Raw genomic sequence first — 16,474 nt, forward strand, 5'->3', positions numbered from 1 at the left:
ATGGCCGACATCAGCATGGATTTGGTCAGCAACATCACTTCCACTTCGATGATATCCGATGCCGCATCATTTATTCTAACCGGCAAAGGCTCCACCGGAATCATGCAGACCGTAACCCAACAGCTAGGCTTGGGTTTGATGTTAACCGCCTTGCTGATTACCGTACCGCCCATGGCCGGAAAATTCTTCAGCGAAACCATGGGAACGGTAATGACCTATTCCATGCTTGACCGCTGGAACAATTCGGGCGGTGCCGTACCGCCAGGTGTCGACGGTGGAAGAAGTTACCAGCAGCAAGTGGAGCAGAAAGTACACAACCGTTATGAGCAGATTGGGCAGAACCAAGCATCCAACCAAAGCATAAATACAAATTCTGCCCATCGTTGGTTTAATACCTCTTCGGGTAGTAATAGTAGTGAAACAACGGATGTTATGAGAACCAACTCCCAACTAGCACAAAACAGGGGATTAGAGGCTAGAACCCCACAATCCACAACATCGAAACCCGAAAACAAGGAGACCAAATCATGAAAAAGTTGGTTTTAAGTATATTGCTGACTATTTCAGCAGCTGTATCACAAGCCTGCCAACGGAGTACCCGGTTCCGGGCCATCCGGAGATCCAAACTGCATGGGACCTATTGTCAACAGTCCCGGGTATTATGGAAACAATCACCAACGCAACATTCCCCCTAAAAGAATCATCGAAACAACCATCGTACATAGGGCTTCCAAATACGGGGCAATTGCGGTTAACTCTAAAATAGGAGCAAGTGCAGTCTCAACAAGCATGAATTCTATTGCTGCTGCTGAAAGGGAAGCCATCAGAAAATGTGAAAGTGGTGGCCGGTATGCTCCTTGCAAAGCAAGTGGCTGGGTAAGAAATGGTTGTATTGCCGCCGTTGCAGGACAAAAAGCATCCCGTTCCGTATTGTTTAAAGCAACGGGCAAACCAGGTCGTGCAGAACGCATTGCAATGAATAGATGTAAAGCATCACGTGCTTCTGATTGCCAAGTGATTATTTCAGAAGCCTGTTCGGTTCCCGACGGAATGTACAAGTAACCAGCTTACGTAAAACCGTACATAATGCCGCTAGAAGGAAGTGATGCCGTCTGAAAAGTGTTTTTCAGACGGCATCTTAAGGTTTTGGCACAACACAGGGGATTAGAGACCAGAACCCCACAATCCACAACACCAAAACCCGAAAACAAGGAGACCAAATAATGAAAAAGCTGGTTTTAAGTATATTGCTGACTATTTCGGCAGCTGTATCACAAGCCTGCCAACCCGGAGTACCCGGTTCCGGTCCATCCGGAGATCCAAACTGCATGGGACCTATTGTCAACAGTCCCGGATATTATGGAAACAGTAATCAACGTAGCAGCTCCCCCCCTACAAGAATCATCGAAACCATCATCGTACATAAGCCTTCCAAATACGGGGCTTTGGCATTAAGCGATAAAACAGGCGATGTGGCTGGTGCTATTAATGCAAATTCAAAAACAGAAGCCAAAAGAGAAGCAATACGAAGATGTGAGAGTAATAAACGCAATGGTTCTTGCAAAATAATTACTTGGGTGCGTAATGGCTGCGTAGCTGCGGCAACAGGCAAATCCGGAAAAGTCTGGAAATTATTTAAAGCTGCGGAAAAACCAGGGCGGGCGGAACAAGTTGCTATGAATCGATGTACTGCCTCTGGAGCTTCAGGATGTAAGATTTTAATGCCCGAAGGCTGTTCCGTTCCCGAGGGGATGTACAACTAACCAGCTTGCGTAAAACTATATACAATGCCGCTAGAAAGAAGTGATGCCGTCTGAAATGTATTTTCAGACGGCATCTTTAAGGTTTTCTGATACAACACAGGGGATTAGAGGCAAGAACCCCACAACCGAAACCCGAAAACAAGGAGGCCAAATAATGAAGAAGTTTCTGTTTATTTTACTGGGCTGCCTCAGCCTGAATGCCTATGGTAACGGCTGTCCCGGCCAATTTGATCCCGCAAGCGGAATCTGTCGGTTCCAAGGCAATAACGGACAGTTGGTACAGTACAATATAGCTCCGCCGCAATCGGGAAGTACCACAACGCCCACGAAAAAAATCATCAAAACTACCATCGTACATAGGGCTTCCAAATATGGGGCTTTGGCTCTCGATGACAAAAATGGTGTGACAGGTGGTTCAATTAATGCAAATTCCTTAAAAGAGGCTAAAAGTGCCGCACTACGTCAATGTAGTGAAGGGGGAAGAAACAAACATTGTAAAGTCATTACATGGGTAAGAAACGGATGTATTGCGGCGGCTAAAGGAAAAATTGGTAATAAACTTCGGCTTTATAAGGCAGCTGAAGTACCAGGACAAGCCGAAAGAACAGCAATAAATCGTTGTAAATCAGCAGGAGGACGTGGATGCGAGATTCATGTACCTGAAGCCTGCTCTATTCCCGACGGAATGTACAAGTAACTAACTCGTAAAACCGTACATAATGCCGCTCGAAAGAAGTGATGCCGTCTGAAAGTATTTTCAGACGGCATCTTTAAGGTTTTGCACAACACAGGGGATTAGAGGCAAGGCCTCCACAATCCACAACACCGAAACCCGAAAATAAGGAGAATAAATCATGAAAAAGTTGGTTTTAAGTATATTGCTGACTATTTCGGCAGCTGTATCACAAGCCTGCCAACCCGGAGTACCCGGTTCCGGTCCATCCGGAGATCCAAACTGCATGGGACCTATTGTCAACAGCCCCGGATATTATGGAAACAGTAATCAACGTAGCAGCTCACCCCCTACAAAAATCATCGAAACCATCATCGTAGATAGGCCTTCCAAATACGGGGCTTTGGCTCATGATAAAAAAACAGGTTCTGTGGGGGGGCGCTTAACTCTGATTCTTTAGCTCAAGCAAAAAAAACAGCTATTAGGCAATGTAACAGCAAGAATTGCAAAGTCATTACTTGGGTTAGAAATGGCTGTATTGCTGCGGCTTCAGGAAAATTAGGAAAAAAATCAGTTCTTTCTAGAGCAGCGGAAATTCCAGGTAAGGCTGAGCCTGTGGCGTTAAGCCGTTGTCGGGCAACAGGTGCAACTGGCTGTAAAATTGTAATGCCCGAAGGCTGTTCCGTTCCCGAGGGGATGTACAACTAACCAGCTTGCGTAAAACCGTATACAATGCCGCTAGAAGGAAGTGATGCCGTCTGAAACCTGTTTTCAGACGGCATCGTAATAAAATACAGCGGACTACGGGGTCTGGCTAATATCAATCTATACAAATAACCTTCAGGCCGTCTGAAAAACCGTTTCAGACGGCCTTATAACCAAAACGCCTATCCAAATCCGAATCCATTCTTTCCCCATCTTTTCAGACGGCCTTAACATGCTGTTCCACAGCAATAAATACAACAAAGGAACACCATGAGCCATTACCCTATTTTCGCCGCGTTATCCGGCCGTCCCGTGCTGCTTGCAGGAGCGGGGCATGTTGCCGAACGCAAGGCTGAGGCGTTGTTGCAGGCCGGGGCTGTGGTGCGTGTGGCGGCGCAGACGCTCTCGCCCGTGTTCCGAAAATGGCTTTCAGACGGCCTGATCGAGTGGCTGGGGGAAACGTTTGCACCCGAAATGCTCGACGGTGTGTTTCTCGCCGTGGCCGCCACCGACGACGAAGCAGCCAACCGCGCCGTATTCAAAGCGGCGGAAGCGTGCGGAAAGCTGTGCAACACCGTTGATAATGCGGAATTGTCGTCGTTTATCGTTCCTGCGGTCATTGACCGTAGTCCGATAAAAATCGCCGTTTCCAGCGGCGGCACGTCGCCTGTGCTGGCGCGGCATTGGCGGCAGACCATCGAACATCTGGTGCCGCTGCACACGGGTGCGATGGCCGCCATTGCCGGCAAATGGCGCGGACGGGTGAAAGCGGGCATTAAGGGGACGGAGCAGCGGCGGCGTTTTTGGGAACAGCTGTTCGACAGCCATTTTTCCGCGCTGGCCGCGCAAGGCCGTCTGAAAGAAGCGGAAGACGAGTTGTCGGCGCAACTGCACGATTACGCGCCGTCCAAAGGCGAAGCCGTACTGGTGGGTGCCGGGCCGGGCGATGCCGGGCTGCTGACCCTGCATGCTTTGCAGGCGGTTCAGGCGGCCGACGTGGTGCTGTACGATGCGCTGGTTTCCGACGAAATCATGGCGATGGTGCGTAAAGACGCGGAGAAAATCAATGTCGGCAAACGCGCCGGTTCGCACCATGTCCAACAGGAAGAAACCAACCGCCTGCTGGTGGAATATGCGCGGCAGGGACGGCGCGTGGTACGGCTCAAAGGCGGCGATCCGTTCGTGTTCGGGCGCGGCGGCGAAGAAGCCGAAACCTTGCGCAGTGCGGGTATCCCCTACCGCATCGTGCCGGGGGTAACCGCCGCGCTCGGTGCCGCCGCGTATGCGGGCATCCCGCTGACCCACCGCGATATGGCGCAGAGCGCGCTGTTCGTTACCGGCCACACCCGCCACAGGGGAAGCGAACCCGACTGGCCGACGCTCGCCCTGTCGCAGCAGACGCTGGTGGTGTATATGGGCACACTCAAGGCCGACGAAATCGCCGCCCAGCTTGTCAGACACGGCCGCAGTCCCGATACGCCCGTCGCCGTGATTTCCAACGGCACGCTGCCGAACCAGACCGTGCGCACAGGCCGTCTGAAAGACCTGCCCGAACTGGCTGCCGACGCCCCCCGCCCCGCATTGATGGTCATCGGCGAAGTTGCCGCACTGGGTGGACGGCTGGCTTGGTTCGGCAGCCCAAACGATGGCGGTACAACGGAAATTGCAGACCAAACGGGACAGCAGGTTGCCTGAGCGGTTGATGCCTGCTGTTTTTGAAGATGCGGTTTGACACGGCGGTTTTAAAAAAGACGGTTTCGGCAAAACAGGCCGTCTGAAAATCCGAAAACACGCCACCCGAAAATCCAACCACAGGCCGTCTGAAAAACAGTTTTCAGACGGCCTGTGGTTACATTCATTTCCCGATTTTTTCTTTCCCAGTCCCAAACCTCCCGCACCGTCATTCCCGCACAGACGGGAATCCAGACCGAAATAGTAGAAAACGGTTGCCTGCTTGATGAACAAATACCGAAAGTCAAAATGACAAGAAACGGTTGTTTGTTTATGGAAAAGATGCCGAAACCCAAGCACCTGGATTCCCGCCTGCGCGGGAATGACGGATTATTTCAACCGGCACAGAAAATATTTGCCGGTCTTTCGGCTTTGGGAAGGAATATTTTGGATATTCTTTGGTAGCAGGCCGTCTGAAAATAAGCCGTCTGAAAACTATTTTGCGGCAGACGCAGACGACGGAACAGAAGGCGCAGCTTCGGCAGATGCAGCGGCAAGCGCGGACGATGCAGGTGCTGCAGTTTTGGCTTCTTCAGACGGCCTTTGGTTCTTTCTTCGATTGACCTTAACTCCCACGATTTCCCTAAAACTCCGCCCGTCATTCCCGTACAGGCGGGAATCCGGACGGATAAAATGGGAATGGAATTTTAATGCGGAAGCCGCGTTTTTCAGCAGTTACCGGAAGTCAATCACGCCCGATTCCCGCCTGCGCGGGAATGGCGGATTGTTTCAACCGACACGGGAAATGTTTGCCGGTCTTTCGGCTTTGGGAGGAATATTTTGGAGATTCTTTGGCAATAGGCCGTCTGAAAATCAGGCCGTCTGAAAAACGGTTTTCAGACGGCCTTTACATTTTACATAAGGCTGCTTAAGTGATGCGGCAATACTGCGCGCCACCACCCTACCCTTTGCGCCGTGCGGCCATGTTTTTACCTATTTCGGCCAATTTTTCGGCGGGGATGCGCTGTTTGCCTGTTTCAAACAGCGATTCTTCCAGCATCAGGTGTGCGCCGTAACCTTCGGCGAAACGCATCAATGCGGCGCGGTCGAGCGGATGGGTGTGGTCGGCGGCAAGTTTTTGAAATTCCTGCCGGACTTTGTCCCAATTGCCGTGCAAAACGGTGTGCTGGCGTAAAAGTTCATCCACGCCGTCTTGGGCTTCGGGGGCGTATTGCAGCAGCAGCGGGAAAAAATCCTGTTCTTCGTCTTCGTGGTGCAGCGGCGCGGCAATGTCGAAGTAACGGCCGATTTGTTCCACGGCCTGCAAAACGGCGGGGGTACAGCCGTTTTCTTCGATATGGGCGGGCAGGATTTCGACTTGGCTGCAAAACCGCCGCACTTTGCCGTGGCAGGCATAGAGCATTTCTATCGGATCGTCAAAGGTAACGCTTTTGGTGTTGAATAAGTCCATGATTGTTTTCCGGTTGTTTTGTTCAGACGGCCTGAAACCGCCATGCCGCAGGCTGAAACCGCCGCGTTATGCCAACACCTGCACTTCGTCGCCGACGGATACCGAACCGTTGCCCAATGCGGTCATGTTGACGCCGAATATTGCGTTACGGGCAATGGCGAGTGTGGACAGCGGTTCTTGGTCGGGCGCTTTGCGGGCGGTGGCCAAATCGACGGTGGTCATCACGCAGCGTACGCAGGGTTTGAAGATTTCAAATTCGACCGTACCGATGCGGATGCGCTTCCAGCCTTCTTCCACCCATGCGCTGCTGCCGTCTATGACCAGATTCGGTCGGAAACGGCGCATTTCCACCGGCATGTCCAGCATGCCGTTGAACGCGTCCAACGATGCCTGCGATGTCAGCAGATAAGGCGCGCCGTCGGCAAAAGACAGCGGCGTTTGCGTATGCGGCAAAATACGGCTGCTCGGGCTGCCCAGATAATGCAGGCGCACGGGCATACCGAGTTTGGCACTCAGCCACGCATCGGTTTCTTCGTCGCCGAAATGTGCGGAGAAAACATCTTTCCAAACCTGCACGTCCGCTTCCTGATTCAGCGATACCGTACGGATTTCCCGGCTGCTGCCGTCGGGCGCGGTCAGCGTTAGGCCGTCTGAAAACGGCTTCGCCGACCACAACAGCAGTTCGGGCAGTTTGCGTGCGGTAACGAATTTTCCCGAGGTATCCGCCAGCAGCCATTCGCGGTCGTACGGCAGCCCTGCCTGCGATATTTCCGCTTCCGCCGCCGCAATGCCGCGCATGGATTTGACAGGGTAGTAAACGATTTCGGTCAGTTTCATCACGTTCCTTTCAGACGGCCTGTCATCCCATTCTACCCGTACCGCACAAAACAAAACAGCCCGCTCGCAAGCAGGCTGTCGTACACGGCCGGTTTAGTCGACCAAAGTTACGCTACCGCGCATCATCGCGATGTGGCCGGGGAACGAACAGAAGAATTCGTATTTGCCGTCGGCCAGTTTGGCGGGATCGACTTTCAGCTCGGCAGATTCGCCGCCGCCGATCAGTTTGGTGTAGGCAACCACGCGGCTGTCGCCGGCTTTAACATAATCCGCATCCATACCGGCGGTTGCACCGTCTTTCAGCACCGCATCTACATCTTCGGTTTTGGAGATCACGATGTTGTGGCCCATACCCGCTTTAGGCATGGTGCCGCTGTGGGTCAGCTTGACGGTAACTTCCTTACACGCCTTGCTCAGTTTCAAATCTTTGGTATTGAACTGCATCTGATCGTTAGAATCGACGGTTACTTCGCAGTTGCCCGCAGCGGCAGGAGCTGCTGCGGAAGAAGCGGGTGCAGAAGCAGCAGGAGCTGCAGGCTCGGAAGCGGCAGGCGCAGACGACGGAGCAGAAGACGCGGCTTCGGCAGATGCAGCGGCAGGCGCGGACGATGCAGGTGCGGCAGTTTTGGATTCTTGCGAACAGGCGCTCAAACCGATAACGGCAGCGGAAATCAAAGCCAAATAGGTTTTCATGTATTTGTCTCCAAAAAGGGAAATGAAGAATCGGATTCGATCCGAAAGGCAATCACACATTAAAGAAAAACGCTGTTTTACAGACGTTGTTGCTTAGATGCGGAGTATGCAATTTTGTTTTACCGCAAACTTTGACAAAAATCATATTTTGGATGAATGTTAAAAAACATCAACCTGATAAAAATACCAATTTCATTTAAAACAACGGACAAGCAAATAATACCGATATATCCATCTCTTCTTTCTTTCATAACTTTACATTTATAAAACACAGGAAAAATATCCCTGCCCCAAACAGGTAATCATAAAGAACTACCATAACTAAACCTTAAGTATTACCGGACGGCAGGCCAAGTGAAACCGAAAGTCTCCCCCCGTTTTTTCAGACGGCCTTCCGATTTTTGCGGCAAAGACACACCCCCCTATCCGGCACAACGGCAAAAATGTCCCCAAAACGCCCGAAACCCGCGGCCATTATCATTTTTTTACCCTTGCAAACTTGCCCCACACCCCTAAATCGCATAAAGTTCAAATGTTTGAAGTCAGGCCGTCTGAAAGCCTGTCCGTAAAGATAAAAGAGAAAGTACGAACAATGTCCAAACCCACTTTGCAGAAAGTAGCGGTCTATACGCTCGGCGCCTTAACCGGCGTAGCCCTGAGCCTGAGCGTGCAGACCATCGCCGCCGACAAAAAAGACGATGCCCTGCCCGTGCAGTCCATCCGCACCATGGCCGAAGTTTACGGCCAAATCAAAGCCAACTACTATCAAGACAAAAGTGATGCCGAGCTGTTTGAAGGCGCGATGAAAGGCATGGTGGCCGATCTCGACCCGCACTCCGAATACATGGACAAAAAAGGTTACGCAGACCTGAAAGAAAACACATCCGGCGAATTCGGCGGTTTGGGCATGGAAATCGGCTCGGAAGACGGCTTCGTCAAAGTCATCGCCCCGATTGAAGACACCCCGGCCGAACGCGCCGGCGTGAAAAGCGGCGACTTCATCGCCAAAATCAACAATGAATCCACCCGCGGCATGACCGTATCCCAAGCCGTGAAGAAAATGCGCGGCAAACCGGGCACCGACATCACCCTGACCCTGTCGCGCAAAAACGTCGACAAACCCATCGTTGTGAAACTGACCCGCGCGGTCATCAAAGTCAAAAGCGTGCGCCACCACCTGCTCCAACCCGGCTACGGCTACATCCGCATCAGCCAATTCCAAGAGCGCACCGTGGCCGCACTCAACGAAGCCGCACAAGCGTTAACCAAACAAAACAAAGCCCCGCTCAAAGGCCTGATTGTCGATTTGCGCGACGACCCCGGCGGCCTGCTTAACGGTGCAGTCGGCGTTTCCGCTGCTTTCCTGCCGGAGGGCGTACCCGTGGTCAGCACCAAAGGCCGCGACGGAAAAGTCGGCATGGTGCTCAAAGCCACACCGGGCGACTACAAATTATCCGCCGGACGCGATCCGCTGGACGGGCTGCCCGCAGAGATAAAAACCGTTCCTTTGGCCGTTTTGATTAACGCAGGCTCCGCCTCTGCTTCCGAAATCGTGGCCGGTGCCCTGCAGGATCACAAACGCGCCGTCGTCGTCGGCACACAAAGTTTCGGCAAAGGTTCGGTGCAAACCGTTCTGCCCCTTTCCAACGGCAGCGCGGTCAAATTGACCACCTCGCTCTACTACACTCCGTCAGACCGATCGATTCAGGCGCAGGGCATTGTTCCCGATGTGGAAGTCAAAGACAAAGACCGTTTGGACGAAAGCCGCGAAGCTGATTTAGTCGGTCATATCGGCAACCCGACCGGCGGCGAAGAAGTCAACAGCTCCATCAGCGCGGATGACTACAAACCCGATACGTCGAAATCCGAAAGCAAAAACAAAAAACTGACCGACGAAGAACGTTCCAGCCGCCGCGTTCCTAACCCTGCTAAAGACGACCAGCTTCGCAAGGCTTTGGAACTGGTAAAATCGCCCGACCAATACCAAAAATCGTTGGGTTTGGCTGCAAAAAATCCGAAATGGAAAAAGATAAAGGAAGATGAAAAAAGCGGAAAAGAAGAAAAAGGCAAATAAAGCCGTCTTCTTCTAAATATCGGTTTCAAATCTTCCAACAGGAAAGGCCGTCTGAAAAAATTTTCAGACGGCCTTTTATTTGTGACTTTGTTGCAAAATGATGGACGTATAGCGTGGAACTTTCGAAGTGAGGCATATCAACCGTCATTCGCACACAAACAGATAATCTGTACTCACGGACAAAAATACTTACCATCCAAAAAACAACGGTAAAAACCATGCACGGATTCAAAAATAACGGCTCAACAGGCTTACTACACCGCATCGCCTCAACCGTTTTGCAAAATACGGCCTTTTATTTACCGCAACACCGTTTCCGCCATATTTCCGATTGACCGTGCCAAAGCTAGACTGTCCGCCACCATATTTCCGCATTCGGGCAATGCCAGAGCAGTTTCAACAATCAACAGATTAGCCGGACGACGCGCATGCAGGCTCATACGGATTTCAGCCGGCGTAAACGGCAGGCCGTGCCGCAAGGCAAATGCTTCTGCACGCCGGTTTGCCGCATCGAGCATCGGTTTGAGCGTAACATCGAGATGGAAGCGGCGGACACCCAATACCAAAATTCTGGCGGCGAACCAATCGGCTTCCTCAGTAAAAACATCGGGGCTACGGCCATCGAAACAGTGGTGCATGGCGGCAATCATGACTGCCGTTGTCCGGATTTGCGGCAGCAGTGCTTCGCTGACGGCGATACCGTCGGTTGCAGGCAAACCTGCCGCACACAAATCGGCACGGTGGGCATTACCGTCGCAAACCAACATGCAGCGGTTGAGTACGGTTTGTTGACTTTCGGAAAGAGAAATTTGAGATTGCTGTACGGCGGGTTTCATCGGTTCGGCTCCTGTCTGTCGTTCATCACAGGCGGCGAATCCGAAACGGAAAATAAAAAACGCCGCCTGATTGTCTGGCGGCTCGTTTTCGCTTTTGCTTGATGCTCTCTGCACTTTATGCAGACGCGAAAAAGTACCGCACGTTTGTGTGGTACCAATAAAAATAAGCAAAAGGGCGGACGGTTTTGGTATTCATGCTTGGCAATTTAGAATAGACTGCCTGTGTTTGTCAACAAAAAATTGACCGCTGCATCCAAATTTTTCAGACGGCCTGATTCCCGTTCAGGCCGTCTGAAAACGGAAAGACGGAAGCGTATCACTTCCGTCTTTTTTCATCCGTTTCCGTTTTTCACTTAAAACTTATATTCAACCTGGCCGCGTACAACATTCACATCGCGTTTGTCGTTGCCTGCGGTCGGCGTAACTTCCTTACCGGTCAGATAAAATGCGCCGACTTTGAAGTTTTTGTAGGGAATCCAGTTGGCACCGAGTTGGAAACCTTGAACGTTTTTGCTGTAATCTTCAACCGAAGACACGCCCGACAGGAAACCGACACGACGGTAGTTGGCATAAACATCCCAACTGTTGCGCACCGACCAGTCGGCCTGTTTGTAGCGCACTTGGGTCAACACGCCCTCGTTGGCGATTTTTTTGCCGGAATCGGTATGTTCCTTGATATTGGACTTGCTCACCGCCAGCATGGTGCGGAAATCGCCGAATTTCGCATCCGCGCCCAATTCGCCGAAAACACCGCCTTTGGCACCGCCGTTGCGGCGTTTGATGTCGTCAACGTAGGCGACGGTCGCGCCCACATTCGCATTTTCCGACACAGGTACGGAAGCCTGCGCATAGGCGAATTTTTCACGGCGCACTTCGATGCCGAAAGGATTGTCGTTCAAATGCTTGGTCAGACGGCCTGCGGCCACTTTAACGGGCATTCTGTAATCAAAGAACAGCTCGCCGCCAGTTACTTCGTTATCGAAAACGCGGCCGTACGAAGAAAATGCACCGTATTTACCCACACGGGCTTTGACTTTGTCGTAAACCGTACCTTCCAGATAAAGTTTGTTCATCGGCACGTCTTGGTCGCCGTTGAATTTTCCGGTTTTCAGGTTAATCTGCGGCTCGAGCTGGGTCACGATTTCCCAGTCTTTCTCTTTCAGCGGCTTCACGCGCAGCCAAACGTTGGCATTGAAATGCGCGTCGGTACGGTCGGGTTCAGGATCGATGATTTTATCGCCGCGGACGCGCAACTCGCCGTCAACGGTTACCAAATCGTTAAACAGGCGGATTTTGCCGTCGTCTCGCGAAGCGCCTGTGTTGACGGTTTCACTGTCCGTCAGTACGGGCTGCGGGGTAACGGTATCCACGGCCAAGGCAGGCAAAGCAGTCAGCGCCGCGCATACGGCAACCAGTTTTTTTTGAACTTTCATTAAAAAATCTCCGAAAAATCAAGGTACGTTTTGTCAAACGCTCCGAAAAGCGCAGTTTGTATGAAAAGCGGTACTTCAAAATCGGTAAAACGTGTATTTGTGTATGGAAAAAGACTGCCGCCCTGCCGATGACACCGATGTCATCAACAGGATAAAAATAATCCCCGAAGCAGGGAGATTACTTTTAAGTTTATTAAAATCATGTTATGAAACTGATGCCTATCCTATGTAGTTTGCCCTGTTCCGTCAAGCGGTTTATGTTGATGCGCACAAATACGGCCGTATCTTTGACTTGAATCAACACCGAAAATGTCAAAACGGCAAACATCTCGCCGTTTTATGGCCGTCTGAACAGTTTTCAGACGGCCTGGATTCCGATTCGACTTTGCTGCTCAAGTTTTGTTTTAGCAATATCCGTCCGCCCAATCAGGCTGCGTCCTAGTCTTGAACAAAACCGAAATATCCGTCCAACACCTTTTCGATACCGTCCCGCACCGCTTTCAAAGGGCGGTTGCCGTCCACCACCGCGTAACGCTGCGGCGCGGCGGCGGCGCGTTGCAGATAGACTTCCCGCACCCGCGTGAAAAAACCGGCCTGTTCCTGCTCGAAACGGTCTTTTTCGCGCGTCTGCCCGATACGCTGCATCGAAACTTCCAGCGGCACATCCAGCAGAATCGTCAAATCGGGGCGGAAACCGCCCTGCACCCATTGCTCCAACACTTCGATATCCGCCAGCGGCACGCCCCGCCCGCCGCCCTGATAGGCAAACGTGGCATCGGTAAAACGGTCAGACACCACATGAACGCCGTCGGCCAACGCAGGGCGGATCACGTCTTCGATATGCTGCTGCCGCGCGGCGAACATCATCAGTGTTTCCGTACGCAAACCCGCTTTGGTGGCAGGATTGAGCAGGATTTCGCGCAACGCTTCGCCCACCGGCGTACCGCCCGGTTCGCGGGTAAACAGCACCGGCAGGCCTCGCCGCTCGAACCAGCTGCGGATAACCGCCAGGTTGGTGGATTTTCCTGCGCCGTCGATGCCGTCAAGGGTAATGAAGCTGGGTTTCATCATAATTTTTCCGTGGGATTTTCTCAGACGGCCTGAAGCCGTGCGGACAAGAAATTTTACCGAAGCGGGAGATTTCGAAAACTGCCGTGTTACAGCGGATAAAACTTGCCAAATGTGCGGTAAAGCCCGTTATTTTCGTGCCGATAGAAATCCTCGGTAACCGGCAAGAAATATCGGTTAGCCGGAAACCGCGAAAGCCAATACCTGCCTGTACGAGAATAACGGCACGCGGGTTTGCTGACACGTCATGCAAACACAGTCTGTTCAGCAAAAGGCCGTCTGAAAACGGTTTTCAGACGGCCTGTGCGTTTACCGCCTTACGCAAACGGATGGTGCAATACGATGGTTTCTTCGCGGTCGGGGCCGGTGGAAACAATGGCGACGGGCGCACCGCAGATTTCTTCGATGCGCTTCAGATAAGCCCGTGCGTTGGCAGGCAGTTTGTCGTACTCTTTCACGCCGAAAGTGGATTCCGTCCAGCCCGGCATGGTTTCGTAAACAGGCGTGCAGCCGGCCACGGCATCCGAACCGAAAGGCAGGATGTCGGTGGTGCTGCCATCAGGCAGGGTGTAGCCGGTACAGATTTTGATTTCTTCGATACCGTCCATCACGTCGAGTTTGGTGATGCACATACCCGAAATACCGTTGATTTGGATGGAACGTTTGAGCGCGGCGGCATCAAACCATCCGCAGCGGCGCGCGCGTCCGGTTACCGAACCGAATTCGTTGCCGCGCTCGGCCAGCCCTGCGCCGACGTCGTCGAACAGCTCGGTAGGGAAAGGCCCCGAGCCGACGCGGGTGGTATAGGCTTTGACGATGCCCAGCACATAATGCAGCATCTGCGGCGGAACGCCCGCCCCTGCCGACGCTGCACCCGCCAAACAGTTGGACGAGGTAACGAACGGATAAGTGCCGTAGTCGATGTCGAGCAGCGTCCCCTGCGCACCTTCAAACAGAAGCCGTTCGCCTTTTCGGTATTTGTCGAACAGGATGCGCGGCACGTCGGCCACCATGGGACGGATGCGCGGTGCGAATTTCTCCACCACGGCCATCACGTCTTCCAAAGCCACGGGCGCGGCGTTGTGCAGGTTTTGCAGCTGTACGTTGTAATAGGCCAAAACGCTTTCGAGCTTTTCTTTCAGACGGCCTGTATCGAGCAAATCCACCACGCGGATGGCGCGGCGGGCGACTTTGTCCTCATAGGCGGGGCCGATGCCGCGGCCCGTGGTGCCGATTTTGCCTGCGCCGCGCGAGGCTTCGCGGGCTTGGTCAAGCGCGATATGGTACGGCAGGATAAGCGTGGCCGTAGGCGCGATTTTCAGACGGCCTTCCACATCGGCCACGCCCGCCGCATTGAGTTCGTCGATTTCGCCGAACAGGGCTTGCGGACAAAGTACCACGCCCGAACCGATAAAGCATTCGAGTTTCTCGTGCAGGATGCCGCTCGGTATCAGGCGCAAAACGGTTTTTTTACCCCCGACAACCAGCGTATGCCCCGCATTGTGGCCGCCTTGGAAACGCACCACGCCGCTGGTTTCCTCCGCCAGCCAATCCACGATTTTGCCCTTACCTTCGTCGCCCCACTGTGCGCCGATGACCACTACGTTTTTAGCCATAACCAGATACCTTTTTTGAAATTTCCGAAACTGCGGCAGCCGCCCGATAAGGCCGTCTGAAAGCGGCGTGCCGATTAAATGTGATTCAATTGCCGGTGTTCCGTTGACCGGAGGGCGGAACCGTCCGCCGTTTGCCATACTTGCGATACACGGCGGATTCCCGCCAGAGATGCCGCTCCAGCCTGCGGTACGGTGCACAAGCCCCCTATTCCGCCACCACTTTCCATTCGCCGCCGACATTTTTCAGACGGCCTGCCACCGTGCCTTCGTTGCCGCCGACACCGTAGTCCACCGCCACCGCCCGGCCTTCGCTCCGAAGGCGTTCGACCGCTTCTTTGGCCGCCGGCATGTCCCGCCAATCCACGGCCACCGGCGGTTCGCGGCCGCTGTCGGGCAGTTTGCCGATAAACGAACGCAAATCGAAACTGAAGCCCGTGGCCGGACGTTCGCGGCCGAAATAGCCGCCCAAACCGTCGTAACGGCCGCCTCGCGCCACCGCTTCATGGCCGTCTGAAACATAGGCGGCGTACAGCAGACCGGTGTGGTAGTTGTCCACGCGCAATTCCGACAGGTCGATGTGTATCTCCTGCTCGGGGAAAGCGTCGCAGACGGCCTGCAATCCGTCCAACGCCGTGCCGACGGCAGACAAATCGGGCAACAACCGCCGCGCATCCGCAACCACTTCCCTGCCGCCGTACAGCGCGGGCAGCAGCGCAAACGCCTTGGCCCACATACCGTCGAGCCGCCACGACTGTACCAACGCCTTGACCGCCCCCGCATCTTTGTCCTGCATCAGCGACAAAAGCTGCGCCGCCTGCGCATCGGACAAGCCCGCAGCGGCGGCCAGCGCGCGGAACACCCCGATATGGCCGAGCGACAGCAGAATACCGCCCATATTGCCTGCCCGCATACTTTTCAGCATCAAATCGACCAGCTCGATGTCGGCCTGTACACCGGCGAAACCGTACAGCTCCGCACCCACCTGCACAGGTTCGCGCGTACTCAAAAAACCGTCGGGACGCGCGTGCAGCACCGAACCGGCATAACACAAGCGGTTGATACCGTTGTTGGCCGACAGCAGATGCGCATCGATACGTGCCACCTGCGGCGTAATATCAGCACGGATACCGAGCTGCCGACCGCTCAACTGATCGACCACACGGATGGTTTTCAGCGACAAGCCCGCATCGATGTGGGTCAGCAGGGAATTGCTGTATTCCATCAGAGGCGGATGCACCAACTCGTAACCGTGCACGCGGAACAGCGCCAACAGGCGTTCGCGCGCACTCTCAAGCTGCCGTGCGGTGGTGGGCAGAATATCGGCGATGTGTTCGGGCAGTTGCCAAGGCTGCATCTTCGTTTCTCCAAACAGCGGGTTGCCCCGTCGTAACAACAATAAAGGCTGCATTTCGACGCAGCCCTTGCAGCGGAATAATCCGCGAAGTTATTTCAACGAAACTTTAACATAAACCGTCAAACGGTGCAGCCTGTTTTCGCAAACGGATGCCGACGGAAAGGCTGAGACTTTTGCAAAACCCTTGTTAAACCTCATAAAAAGTAACCATAGTTACCAAGTATTCCAATACTTCCCAAACACCCTAAAATCCTCTAAATTCCCTTTAAGCCGAATTTAG

General features: G+C 53.3%; 18 protein-coding genes and 1 pseudogene. 10 read left to right on the top strand and 9 right to left on the bottom strand.

The window, feature by feature from the left end:
• The 6 genes and pseudogenes from ACEYDX_RS11075 to ACEYDX_RS11100 all read left to right on the top strand — a co-directional run.
• Positions 1-531: pseudogene (locus tag ACEYDX_RS11075) on the top strand (hypothetical protein); the annotation flags it as partial.
• 99 nt (positions 532-630) lie between these two features.
• A complete protein-coding gene (locus ACEYDX_RS11080) occupies positions 631-1,062 on the top strand; it encodes a DUF4189 domain-containing protein (RefSeq protein ID WP_373742075.1) in 432 nt (143 codons plus the stop codon).
• Between the two features lie 161 nt (positions 1,063-1,223).
• Positions 1,224-1,763: a DUF4189 domain-containing protein gene (locus ACEYDX_RS11085; RefSeq protein WP_373742076.1), complete on the top strand. Its 540-nt coding sequence runs from the start codon at positions 1,224-1,226 to the stop codon at positions 1,761-1,763.
• 154 nt (positions 1,764-1,917) lie between these two features.
• Positions 1,918-2,460: a DUF4189 domain-containing protein gene (locus ACEYDX_RS11090; RefSeq protein ID WP_373742077.1), complete on the top strand. Its 543-nt coding sequence runs from the start codon at positions 1,918-1,920 to the stop codon at positions 2,458-2,460.
• A 157-nt stretch (positions 2,461-2,617) separates the two neighbouring features.
• Entirely contained in the window at positions 2,618-2,896 is a 279-nt protein-coding gene (locus ACEYDX_RS11095) for a hypothetical protein (protein WP_373742078.1), read from the top strand.
• A gap of 20 nt (positions 2,897-2,916) precedes the next feature.
• A complete protein-coding gene (locus ACEYDX_RS11100; protein WP_373742091.1) occupies positions 2,917-3,144 on the top strand; it encodes a DUF4189 domain-containing protein in 228 nt (75 codons plus the stop codon).
• A 132-nt stretch (positions 3,145-3,276) separates the two neighbouring features.
• On the opposite strand, the gene ACEYDX_RS11105 is transcribed toward ACEYDX_RS11100, so the two are convergent.
• Positions 3,277-3,402, bottom strand: coding sequence for a hypothetical protein (locus ACEYDX_RS11105; protein WP_373742079.1), 126 nt, complete (start codon positions 3,400-3,402; stop codon positions 3,277-3,279).
• A gap of 9 nt (positions 3,403-3,411) precedes the next feature.
• Between ACEYDX_RS11105 and cysG the strand changes: the two genes are divergently transcribed.
• Together cysG and ACEYDX_RS11115 are read left to right on the top strand one after the other, a co-directional pair.
• Positions 3,412-4,836 (top strand): siroheme synthase CysG, encoded by a 1,425-nt coding sequence (cysG, locus tag ACEYDX_RS11110; protein WP_373742080.1) that lies wholly within the window; start codon positions 3,412-3,414, stop codon positions 4,834-4,836.
• Between the two features lie 358 nt (positions 4,837-5,194).
• The gene (locus ACEYDX_RS11115; RefSeq protein ID WP_373742081.1) at positions 5,195-5,698 is read left to right on the top strand and encodes a hypothetical protein; all 504 of its coding nucleotides are present in this window, start codon (positions 5,195-5,197) and stop codon (positions 5,696-5,698) included.
• Positions 5,699-5,773: 75 nt separating this feature from the next.
• On the opposite strand, the gene ACEYDX_RS11120 is transcribed toward ACEYDX_RS11115, so the two are convergent.
• From ACEYDX_RS11120 to azu, 3 genes are all read right to left on the bottom strand, one after another.
• Complete coding sequence (locus ACEYDX_RS11120) at positions 5,774-6,283, bottom strand: hemerythrin domain-containing protein (protein WP_373742082.1); 510 nt, start codon at positions 6,281-6,283, stop codon at positions 5,774-5,776.
• A 66-nt stretch (positions 6,284-6,349) separates the two neighbouring features.
• On the bottom strand, positions 6,350-7,120 hold the full coding sequence (locus ACEYDX_RS11125) for an MOSC domain-containing protein (RefSeq protein ID WP_373742083.1): 771 nt from the start codon (positions 7,118-7,120) through the stop codon (positions 6,350-6,352).
• 93 nt (positions 7,121-7,213) lie between these two features.
• Positions 7,214-7,813, bottom strand: a complete 600-nt coding sequence (azu, locus tag ACEYDX_RS11130; RefSeq protein WP_373742084.1) for an azurin — start codon at positions 7,811-7,813, stop codon at positions 7,214-7,216.
• A 592-nt stretch (positions 7,814-8,405) separates the two neighbouring features.
• On the opposite strand from azu, the gene ACEYDX_RS11135 reads away from it, so the two are divergent.
• Positions 8,406-9,887 (top strand): S41 family peptidase, encoded by a 1,482-nt coding sequence (locus tag ACEYDX_RS11135; protein WP_373742085.1) that lies wholly within the window; start codon positions 8,406-8,408, stop codon positions 9,885-9,887.
• A gap of 299 nt (positions 9,888-10,186) precedes the next feature.
• Here ACEYDX_RS11135 and ACEYDX_RS11140 read toward each other — a convergent pair whose 3' ends face one another.
• Positions 10,187-10,723, bottom strand: a complete 537-nt coding sequence (locus ACEYDX_RS11140) for a hypothetical protein (RefSeq protein ID WP_373742086.1) — start codon at positions 10,721-10,723, stop codon at positions 10,187-10,189.
• A gap of 353 nt (positions 10,724-11,076) precedes the next feature.
• Positions 11,077-12,156: a hypothetical protein gene (locus tag ACEYDX_RS11145; protein ID WP_373742087.1), complete on the bottom strand. Its 1,080-nt coding sequence runs from the start codon at positions 12,154-12,156 to the stop codon at positions 11,077-11,079.
• Between the two features lie 292 nt (positions 12,157-12,448).
• Here ACEYDX_RS11145 and ACEYDX_RS11150 point away from each other — a divergent pair, with 292 nt between their 5' ends.
• Positions 12,449-12,598 carry a hypothetical protein gene (locus ACEYDX_RS11150; protein WP_373742088.1) on the top strand — a complete coding sequence of 50 codons (150 nt, stop codon included), beginning with the start codon at positions 12,449-12,451 and terminating at the stop codon, positions 12,596-12,598.
• Here ACEYDX_RS11150 and tmk read toward each other — a convergent pair.
• The 3 genes from tmk to ACEYDX_RS11165 form a co-directional block, all read right to left on the bottom strand.
• A complete protein-coding gene (gene tmk, locus ACEYDX_RS11155; RefSeq protein ID WP_373742092.1) occupies positions 12,595-13,224 on the bottom strand; it encodes a dTMP kinase in 630 nt (209 codons plus the stop codon). The genes ACEYDX_RS11150 and tmk overlap by 4 nt on opposite strands.
• Positions 13,225-13,541: 317 nt before the next feature.
• Complete coding sequence (locus tag ACEYDX_RS11160) at positions 13,542-14,840, bottom strand: adenylosuccinate synthase (protein WP_373742089.1); 1,299 nt, start codon at positions 14,838-14,840, stop codon at positions 13,542-13,544.
• 205 nt (positions 14,841-15,045) lie between these two features.
• Positions 15,046-16,194 (bottom strand): ATP phosphoribosyltransferase regulatory subunit, encoded by a 1,149-nt coding sequence (locus ACEYDX_RS11165; RefSeq protein ID WP_373742090.1) that lies wholly within the window; start codon positions 16,192-16,194, stop codon positions 15,046-15,048.
• Between the last annotated feature and the right edge of the window lie 280 nt (positions 16,195-16,474).

Origin of the sequence: Neisseria sp. (assembly GCF_041804105.1) — a bacterium.
Taxonomy (GTDB): domain Bacteria; phylum Pseudomonadota; class Gammaproteobacteria; order Burkholderiales; family Neisseriaceae; genus Neisseria.